This is a genomic window from Blautia sp. CAG:237 (assembly GCF_000436615.1).
GTDB classification, from domain to species: Bacteria; Bacillota; Clostridia; order Lachnospirales; family Lachnospiraceae; genus Blautia_A; species Blautia_A intestinihominis.
The window spans coordinates 1-9,527 of sequence record NZ_FR886762.1 but is presented as its reverse complement, the minus strand read 5'-3'; the positions used below and the strand labels follow the sequence as shown (position 1 = coordinate 9,527).

General features: G+C 45.3%; 11 protein-coding genes. All 11 read left to right on the top strand.

Going from position 1 to position 9,527, the window contains the following annotated elements; all coding sequences use genetic code 11:
* Positions 1 to 785 precede the first annotated feature (785 nt).
* Positions 786 to 1,670, top strand: coding sequence for a sigma-70 family RNA polymerase sigma factor (locus QZL69_RS11380; RefSeq protein WP_022215328.1), 885 nt, complete (start codon positions 786 to 788; stop codon positions 1,668 to 1,670).
* 232 nt (positions 1,671 to 1,902) lie between these two features.
* Positions 1,903 to 2,895, top strand: coding sequence for a 6-phosphofructokinase (pfkA, locus tag QZL69_RS11375; protein ID WP_022215327.1), 993 nt, complete (start codon positions 1,903 to 1,905; stop codon positions 2,893 to 2,895).
* Positions 2,896 to 2,961: 66 nt separating this feature from the next.
* The gene (locus tag QZL69_RS11370) at positions 2,962 to 3,738 is read left to right on the top strand and encodes a TrmH family RNA methyltransferase (protein ID WP_022215326.1); all 777 of its coding nucleotides are present in this window, start codon (positions 2,962 to 2,964) and stop codon (positions 3,736 to 3,738) included.
* A gap of 35 nt (positions 3,739 to 3,773) precedes the next feature.
* Positions 3,774 to 4,214, top strand: coding sequence for an NfeD family protein (locus QZL69_RS11365; RefSeq protein ID WP_022215325.1), 441 nt, complete (start codon positions 3,774 to 3,776; stop codon positions 4,212 to 4,214).
* 1 nt (position 4,215) lies between these two features.
* Complete coding sequence (locus QZL69_RS11360; RefSeq protein WP_022215324.1) at positions 4,216 to 5,157, top strand: SPFH domain-containing protein; 942 nt, start codon at positions 4,216 to 4,218, stop codon at positions 5,155 to 5,157.
* Between the two features lie 33 nt (positions 5,158 to 5,190).
* Entirely contained in the window at positions 5,191 to 6,192 is a 1,002-nt protein-coding gene (gene argF, locus QZL69_RS11355) for an ornithine carbamoyltransferase (protein WP_022215323.1), read from the top strand.
* The gene (locus QZL69_RS11350) at positions 6,189 to 6,995 is read left to right on the top strand and encodes a biotin--[acetyl-CoA-carboxylase] ligase (protein WP_022215322.1); all 807 of its coding nucleotides are present in this window, start codon (positions 6,189 to 6,191) and stop codon (positions 6,993 to 6,995) included. The genes argF and QZL69_RS11350 overlap by 4 nt, the downstream gene beginning before the upstream one ends.
* Positions 6,996 to 7,024: 29 nt before the next feature.
* Positions 7,025 to 7,387 carry a DUF6145 family protein gene (locus tag QZL69_RS11345; RefSeq protein WP_022215321.1) on the top strand — a complete coding sequence of 121 codons (363 nt, stop codon included), beginning with the start codon at positions 7,025 to 7,027 and terminating at the stop codon, positions 7,385 to 7,387.
* Positions 7,388 to 7,396: 9 nt separating this feature from the next.
* Positions 7,397 to 8,365, top strand: a complete 969-nt coding sequence (gene dusB / locus QZL69_RS11340; protein ID WP_118699212.1) for a tRNA dihydrouridine synthase DusB — start codon at positions 7,397 to 7,399, stop codon at positions 8,363 to 8,365.
* Positions 8,366 to 8,556: 191 nt separating this feature from the next.
* Complete coding sequence (greA, locus tag QZL69_RS11335; protein WP_022215319.1) at positions 8,557 to 9,039, top strand: transcription elongation factor GreA; 483 nt, start codon at positions 8,557 to 8,559, stop codon at positions 9,037 to 9,039.
* Between the two features lie 33 nt (positions 9,040 to 9,072).
* The coding region (locus QZL69_RS11330) for an OB-fold nucleic acid binding domain-containing protein (protein ID WP_291519468.1) at positions 9,073 to 9,527 on the top strand (455 nt) is incomplete at its 3' end.

Here is a 9,527-nt window from a genome sequence, read left to right as displayed (position 1 = left end):
CAGACAGATACAGGGAGTTCCAAAACAAACACGAATGCGCAACGCTGATGTTAAGAAATGTTAAGGTTCCAGAACGAAACGAATAGCTTTCCTATACACGCGTGAATCTCAGGTTTTCTCAGGTTTTTGGGATATTTGACAACCTTCCAGGCAAAGCGAACGTTCGCTATTTTTTTATCCGAACGTTCGTTATCAAAAACGGGGTCTGAAGTTATTGCAACGTTGCAATTAAAAAAAACGCAACGTTGCATTCACAGAATACTGAAAATACTGGGATTTTGCGAGGCTCTGATGCTGAGAAATGCTGAGGTTTTACAAGGTATTGATGTTGAGAAATGTTGAGGTTTTACAAAGGCTTATACCCTAAGAAAACCTAAGATTTACCGCAACGGGGACACTAAGAAATACTAAGGTATTTTCGAATATAGAATGTTGGAAAATGTTGGACTTTTTTTGAAACGTTGAACCTAGTAAAACCTAGTATCGATAGAGCACTGGGACCTATAAAAATATTCTGATTGAGCCCCAAAAGGTGTGCACACAAAATCACCGAAAGTGTGCACACAAAAATATTTGGAGCGTTCCGCAATGTTGATGCTTACATTTACTTACTTTAAAATCATTAATGAACACGATAACGCGCGTAAATAAAAAGACCTGCCCTGCTGCCGGAATCCCTCTTTCCAGCGGCGGGGCAGTTGTGCTATTATGGATCCAAAAGAAAAGCCCACTACACAAGGCAGCAGGCAACAGGGATAAATTTATAATAAAGGCGGTGCTGTCTGGTGTCAAGTATCAGCGAAATGAATGAAGAACTTGTATTTAAGATTCAGTCCGGAGAGGACGTGCAGAGTAATATGCTTAAGCTCTGGCAGCAGAACCGGGGCATGATCGAGAGACTGGCGAACGATTACAGCAAAGTAGAAGAAAGGGAAGATCTGAAACAGGAAGCGTACTTCGGTCTGTGCAGAGCAGTGGAATCTTATGCTCCGGATAAAGGCAGCAGTTTCTTGACCTGGGCAATCTACTGGATCCGGCAGAGTATGCAGAGATATTGCCAGAATAACGGAACCATAAGGATACCGGTCCACAGTCAGGAAGATCTACGGCAGTACAAGAAACTGCAGAACCTGTTTTATCTTCATGTGGGAAGATTACCCAATACCAGGGAATATTGCTATTATCTGGGATGTTCAGTGAAAACCCTTGAAAGTCTTCAAAGGAATGACCGGCTCAGCCGTATCGGAAGTATAGATACACCGGTAACCGGTTTAGAGAATGATACCGTAACAGTCGGTGATACCGTAGCAGATCCGGGAGATCCTTACAGTGAGATCCTGGACAGTGTCACAGAGAGGCAGTTGAAAGAGATCTTGTGGGACATCGTGGAAGATCTTCCAGGGAAAGAACCGGCTGTGATCAAAATGAGATACCAGGAGAATTTGTTCTACAAAGAGATTGCCGCCAGAACCGGGATCACAACAGAAGCGGCCAGGCAATGGGAATTAAAGGCACTGAGGGAACTGAGAAGACCAAGCAGGGCGAGACAGCTCAGACCGTTTTATGATTCCTCATATATCTACAGCAGGGCTTTACACGGCAATGGGGCAGCAGGGTTCAACCGAACCTGGACAAGCAGTACAGAAAGGGTTGCGCTGGATCTGCTCTGATACGCAAATGATACGTAAAAAAATAAAATGAGGTAAATGAGAGGTAAGAAACACATTAAATTCCAGAAAAAGAGACATAAATATAATAAATTCAGGGTGTAAAAAGTGCACGAACTTGTGGAAAGAGTATTGAAAAACTTCTAAAAATGCTTTACACTATACAACGAATATGTGTAGAACAGATAACTAAGATTTCCTATTATATGGGAATCTGGAGATGGAGGAAAGAATCATGGCAGAGAAACAGATAAAAACCATCGGCGTACTCACAAGTGGTGGTGATGCTCCAGGAATGAACGCTGCAATTCGTGCAGTTGTAAGAAGAGGTCTCAGCAGCGGACTTAATGTCAAAGGTATTTATAAAGGATACAACGGCCTTCTGAATGAAGAAATCGTTGATATGACTGCCAGAGACGTATCTGATACAATCGAACGAGGCGGTACAATTCTTTACACAGCAAGATGTGCAGAGTTCCGTACACCGGAAGGACAGCAGAGAGGTGCTGAGATCTGTAAGAAACATGGAATCGATGGACTGGTAGTTATCGGTGGAGACGGTTCTTTTGCAGGTGCACAGAAGCTGGCTAATCTTGGCATCAACACTATCGGTGTTCCTGGTACAATTGACCTGGATATCGCTTGTACAGAGTATACAATCGGATTCGATACAGCAGTTAACACAGCTATGGAAGCAATCGACAAAGTTCGTGATACTTCTACTTCTCATGAGAGATGCAGTATCATCGAGGTTATGGGACGTAATGCAGGATACCTTGCTATGTGGTGCGGTATCGCAAACGGTGCAGAGGACGTTCTGATCCCTGAGAAATACGATTACGACGAGCAGAAACTGATCAACAACATCATCGCAAGCCGTAAAGCAGGAAAGAAACATCACATCATCGTTAATGCTGAGGGTATCGGACATTCTGAGGCAATGGCAAGACGTATCGAGGCTGCAACAGGTATCGAGACTCGTGCTACAATTCTTGGACACATGCAGCGTGGTGGTAACCCGACATGTAAAGACCGTGTATATGCATCTATGATGGGAGCTCTTGCAGTAGACCTTCTGGTTGCAGGCAAATCCTGTCGAGTTGTAGGATATCGTCATGGTGAATTTATGGACTTCGACATCAACGAAGCTCTTGCCATGCAGAAAGACGTATCTCCGTACATGTGGGAGGTATGTAATTCTCTTTCTCATAATTACAATAAGAAATAATATAACGTGTATTTTACAGCGGAGGCCACCGTCAGGCGGTCTCCGTTTCAGATTAAAGGAGAAATTATGATTACCAGTGCACAGAATACACAGGTCAAAAATATCATAAAATTAAATCAGAAGGCGAAGGCAAGACGAGAACAGAAACTTTTTGTCGCAGAAGGCAGAAAGATGTTTCTGGAAGCACCGGAGAATCTGATCGACAAGATCTATGTGGCAGAATCCATGCTCGACGACGAAGAAGTCATAGAAAAAGTCCGCAGATTTTCCTGGGAATCCGTAGAGAACGGCGTTTTCCGGCAGATGTGTGATACACAGACTCCGCAGGGAATCCTTACAGTTCTCAGACAGCCATCCTACCAGATGCAGGATCTTCTGAAGGAAAAAAATCCACTGATCATGGTGCTGGAAGATCTTCAGGATCCGGGCAACGCCGGAACAATCATAAGAACCGGCGAAGGCGCAGGAGTCAGCGGCGTTTTTCTTACAAAGACCTGTGTGGATATCACGAATCCTAAGGTGATCCGTGCAACTATGGGTTCTGTGTACAGAATCCCTTTTTTATATGTAGAAGATGTGGTATCATTAAAGCAGCAGCTTCAGGACAGAGGAATCCGTTTTTTTGCCGCACATTTACAGGGAAAAAATTCTTATGACAGGGAAGACTATAAAGGCGGAACTGCATTTCTCATCGGAAACGAAGGCAAGGGTCTCACCGACCAGGCGGCAGAAGCGGCCGACTGCCTGATCCGGATCCCAATGTGTGGACAGGTGGAATCACTCAACGCAGCTATGGCAGCGGGAATCCTTATGTACGAAGCGGCAAGGCAGCGCAGAAACTAAAAGGCTGTATTATTTTATAGCCGGAAGGAGGGCCTATGGATCTTTTGTTGTGGCTTGGGATTCTGGCAGTTCTTCTGATCATAGAAGCAGCAACGGTGGGGCTGGTAACAGTCTGGTTTGCAGGAGGTGCGCTGGCAGCAGCGATCGCTTCCGGGGCAGGCGCAGGTGCTGTCACACAGTGGCTGTTGTTTCTGGCAGTATCCCTGGTATTATTGTTTTTTACCAGACCGCTTGCTGTCAGATATATGAAACGGGGAATTCCCAGAACAAATGTGAATAGCCTGATCGGCAAGAAAGCCGTCGTCATTCAGAAAATCGACAATTTGTCCCAGACAGGGCAGGTTCGTATCAACGATATCGAATGGATGGCAAGAACGGAATCCGATGGAGAGAAAATTCCGGAGGAATCAGTAGTAGAGATCGAAGCAGTTCGAGGAGTGAAACTGATCGTAAAAAAATGTAAGGAGGAATTGTAGTATGGGCGGACTTATTTTTTTAGTTGTTATTATCGTGATCGTTCTGTGGGTGCTTGCATCCTGTGTTCGGATCGTGCCGCAGGCATATGCGATGGTAGTAGAGCGTCTTGGTGCTTACAAGGAAACCTGGAATACAGGAATCCATTTTAAGACACCGTTTATCGACCGTGTTGCAAGACGTGTCAATCTGAAGGAACAGGTAGTAGATTTTCCACCGCAGCCGGTTATCACCAAGGATAACGTAACCATGCAGATCGATACTGTTGTATTTTTCCAGATCACAGATCCGAAGTTATTCGCTTATGGTGTGGAAAATCCGATCATGGCGATCGAGAATCTTTCTGCGACAACACTGCGAAATATCATCGGTGACATGGAACTTGACGAGACACTGACATCCCGTGAGACGATCAATACCAAGATGCGTGCTTCTCTGGATGTTGCGACAGACCCATGGGGAATCAAAGTAAACCGTGTAGAGCTCAAAAATATCATTCCACCGGCTGCCATTCAGGAAGCCATGGAGAAACAGATGAAAGCAGAGCGTGAACGACGAGAAGCGATCCTTCGTGCAGAAGGTGAGAAGAAATCCACGATTCTTGTTGCAGAAGGTCACAAGGAATCTGCAATCCTGGATGCTGAAGCAGAGAAACAGGCTGCGATCCTCCGTGCAGAAGCACAGAAGGAAAAAATGATCAAAGAAGCCGAAGGCCAGGCAGAAGCTGTGCTTAAAGTTCAGAAAGCAAATGCCGAGGGAATCCGAATGATCCGTGAGGCTGGTGCAGACCAGGCAGTTCTCACACTGAAGAGTCTTGAAGCATTCGCCAAAGCAGCCGACGGCAAAGCGACCAAGATCATCATCCCATCAGAGATCCAGGGGGTGGCAGGGCTTGCTTCCTCCCTTAAGGAGATCATCACAGAAGAACCAAAATCACAGAATTAAATACAGAAACTACGAGGAAGAGGAGAGATTATCATGAATTTAAAAGGACGTAATTTTCTGACACTCAAAGATTTTACACCGGAGGAGATCACATACCTGATCGACCTGGCTGCTGAGTTAAAAGCAAAGAAAAAAGCCGGAGAGCTTCATGAATATTACAAAGGCAAAAACATTGCCCTGATCTTCGAAAAAACAAGTACCAGAACACGTTGTGCATTCGAAGTAGCTGCTCATGACCTTGGAATGGGCAGTACATACCTGGACCCGACCGGTTCTCAGATCGGCAAGAAAGAGAGCATTGCAGATACAGCAAGAGTTCTCGGAAGAATGTACGAAGGAATCGAATACAGAGGTTTCGGACAGGAGATCGTCGAAGAACTTGCCAAATACGCAGGAGTTCCGGTATGGAATGGTCTGACAAATGAATATCATCCGACACAGATGCTGGCTGACATGCTGACGATCCGTGAGCATTTCGGAGATCTCAAAGGCCGTCGTCTTGTATACATGGGAGATGCCCGTTACAACATGGGTAACTCACTGATGATCGCATGCTCCAAACTGGGAATGCATTTCGTTGCATGCACAACAAAGAAATACTTCCCGAATCAGGAACTTGTAGATCTTTGCAAGACATACGCAGAGGCTTCCGGCGGAAGCATCACTCTGACAGAGGATGTTGAAGCAGGAACCAAGGATGCAGATGTTATCTACACAGATGTATGGGTATCCATGGGTGAGCCGGACGAAGTATGGGAAGAGCGTATCAGAGAACTGACTCCATACAAAGTAACAAAAGACGTCATGAAAAACGCTGGAGAAAAAGCAATCTTCCTTCACTGCCTGCCTGCATTCCATGACCTTAAGACAAAGATCGGTAAGGAAATGGGTGAGCGTTTCAACCTGACAGACATGGAAGTTACAGATGAAGTATTTGAATCTGAGCAGTCCCATGTATTTGACGAGGCTGAGAACCGTATGCATACGATCAAAGCAGTTATGGTAGCTACTCTTGGAGAGCCGGAGAACAAATGATAAATACTGTATATTCAAAAGAAACAATTTCAGATGAGATACACACAAAATGGGCGGGCAAAACCGTCCATTTTGCGAAAGAAACAGATTCTACAAATGAATGGTGCAAGCGTATGTCCAAAGAAGGTGCTGAGCATGGAACACTGGCAGTTACCGAATTCCAGTCAGCAGGCAAGGGCCGCCTCGGACGACGCTGGACAGCCCCGGAAGGAAGTTCTGTTATGATGTCTATCCTTCTGAGACCTGAGTTTGAGCCACAGTATGCCTCCATGCTGACACTTGTCATGGGGCTGAGCGTGGCGCAGGCAGTAAAGGAACTGGATGTCGAAGTTTCCATCAAATGGCCGAATGATGTTGTCGTTTCCCGCAAAAAAATCTGCGGGATCCTGACAGAAATGGGCCTCGAAAACGGAAAGATCCGAGAGGTGATCATTGGTATCGGAATCAATGTAAATCTGGAGGAGATCCAGGACGACCTCAAAGACAAGGCAACTTCTCTCTATCTGGAAACTGGAAAGAAATACGACAGAAACCGTGTGATCGGGCTGATCATGGAGAAATTCGAGAAGAACTACGAGAAGTTTGTAAAAACCTGTGATCTGTCTCTTATGCTTGATGACTATAATGCAATGCTGGCAAACAGAAGTCAGCCGGTGCGTATCCTGGACAAGCTGAACCCGTATGAAGGAATCGCAATCGGAATCGACAGAGAGGGCGAACTTCTGGTAAAAGTCGCAGACGGCGCGATCCGAAAGGTATGCTCAGGAGAAGTCTCCGTAAGAGGACTTTACAGTTACGTATGATATTTTATTTATAAGGAGTTATATATTTTATGTATCAGGAAAATGTTGTGCTCTGCGGCGCAAGTGCCTATGAGCAGAAATATTATTTCAATCAGGATTTTGCATCCCTTCCGGAAACGATCAAGCAGGAACTGCAGGTCATGTGTGTATTATATACAGAGGATGTCGGCGGAATCCTGACACTGGAGTTTGATGAGAACGGAAATCTGCAGTTCAAGACAGAAGCGACGGATTCTGATTTCAGATATGACGAAATTGGAAGTGTCCTGAAGATCAAACAGCTTCAGTCAGAGAAAAGAGAGCTCCTGGAATCTCTTGAGATGTACTATCGTGTATTTTTCCTCGGAGAAGATATGGAAGAATCTGTGGAACATGTGGATAACGAGGAGTAAATTATGAAGATGCAGTGGAAAATTGGCCAGGTTGAAATGCAGAATCCATTTATCCTGGCTCCGATGGCAGGCGTGACAGACCTGCCATTCCGTTTGTTATGCAAAGAACAGGGTGCAGGACTTCTGTGTACCGAGATGGTCAGCGCGAAGGCGATTTCTTTCCATAACAAAAATACAATTTCTCTCATGCAGATCGATCCGGCAGAGCATCCGGTTTCCATGCAGATTTTTGGAAGCGAACCGGATCTGATGGCAGAGGTTGCAAAAAGCATTGAGGAGCAGCCGTTTGACATTCTGGACATCAACATGGGATGCCCTGTTCCGAAGGTAGTCAATAATGGCGAAGGTTCCGCACTTCTCAAAAACCCGGATCTGATCCGAGAGATCGTGACCAAAGTTTCTCACGCAGTAAAGAAACCGGTCACAGCGAAGATCCGTATTGGATTTGAAGGATATCCTGTTGATCCTGTAGAGATTGCAAAGATCATCGAAGATTCCGGTGCGGCAGCAGTTGCAGTCCATGGAAGGACAAGACAGCAGTACTATGCTGGTGAGGCGGACTGGGATACGATCCACAGGATCAAAGAAGCTGTATCGATCCCTGTCATTGGAAACGGTGATGTGGATTCACCAGAGAAAGCAGAAGCCCTGGTAAAAGAAACAGGCTGCGATGGCATAATGATCGGCCGTGCCGTGAGAGGAAATCCATGGATCTTCCGTGAGATGAACCATTATTTTACAACAGGAGAACTGCTTCCGCGGCCATCCTGGGATGAGATCCGCGAAATGATCCTCCGCCATGCAAGAATGCAGATCGAACTGAAAGGTGAATTCACGGGAATCCGTGAGATGCGTAAGCATATCGCATGGTACACATCAGGGATGAGACACAGTGCCGGACTGAGGCGGGATTCCAATCTGGTGAGCAGCTATGAAGAACTTGAGAAGCTGCTGGATCATGAGCTGGAAAACAGGTAAAAAGAGAAACGGTAAATAACGTCCGAAATCGCCAGGAAATACAACTGTTTTACGCTTGACAAGGCATATGGATTTCGGTATAATACAGGAATTGTGAATATCCTAGAATAAGTCTGCCCTTTTTGAGGTATGATTGTTCTGGGAGTATATATCCAATGAATATCCGTCTATTTTGAAAGGGTGTAAGGATTATGGAAGAAAAGAAGAATTTATTAACATATGCAGGTCTTAAGAAACTGGAAGACGAACTGCACGATTTAAAAGTTGTCAAAAGAAAAGAAGTAGCAGAGAAGATCAAAGAAGCGAGAGAACAGGGTGACCTTTCCGAGAACGCTGAGTACGATGCTGCAAAGGACGAGCAGAGAGATATCGAGGCTCGTATCGAAGAGATCGAGAAGATCCTCAAGAATGCAGAAGTTGTTGTAGAGGATGAAGTTGATCTTGACAGAATCAATGTTGGATGCAAAGTCAAAGTACATGACTATGAATTCGATGAAGATATGGAATTAAAGATCGTTGGTTCTACAGAGGCTAACAGCCTTGAAGGCAAGATCTCCAACGAGTCTCCTGTAGGAAAAGCCCTGATCGGTGCTCATACAGGCGATGTTGTAGAAGTAGAAATGCCAATGGGAATCATGAAATACAAAGTTCTGGAGATCCAGAGAAACATCTAATAACCAAGCAAAAGACAGAAGGAGGCCAAAGAAGTGGCAGAGCAGAAGAAGCAGGATACAAACCAGCTGCTGAAGGTTCGTCGTGAAAAGCTTGCAGACCTGCAGGCAAATGGCAAGGACCCGTTTCAGATCACAAAATTTGACCAGACACATCATTCACTTGAGGTAAAAGAACTCTACGAAGCACATGAGGCAGAGCTCTTAAAGGACCGCGAGACTCCGGATGTGGAAGGTCTTGATGAAGCACAGGCAAGAGAAGTTCTCAAGAAGGACTATGAAGAAAGAAGAGAGATCATGGATGCAAGCCCGATCCATGTAGCTATCGCCGGACGTATGATGTTCAAGCGTGTCATGGGTAAAGCTTCTTTCTGTAATATCCAGGACCTGCAGGGCAATATTCAGGTCTATGTAGCAAGAGATGCGATCGGAGAAGAATCTTATGCAGATTTCAAGAAATCTGATATCGGTGATATCTTCGGACTGGAAGG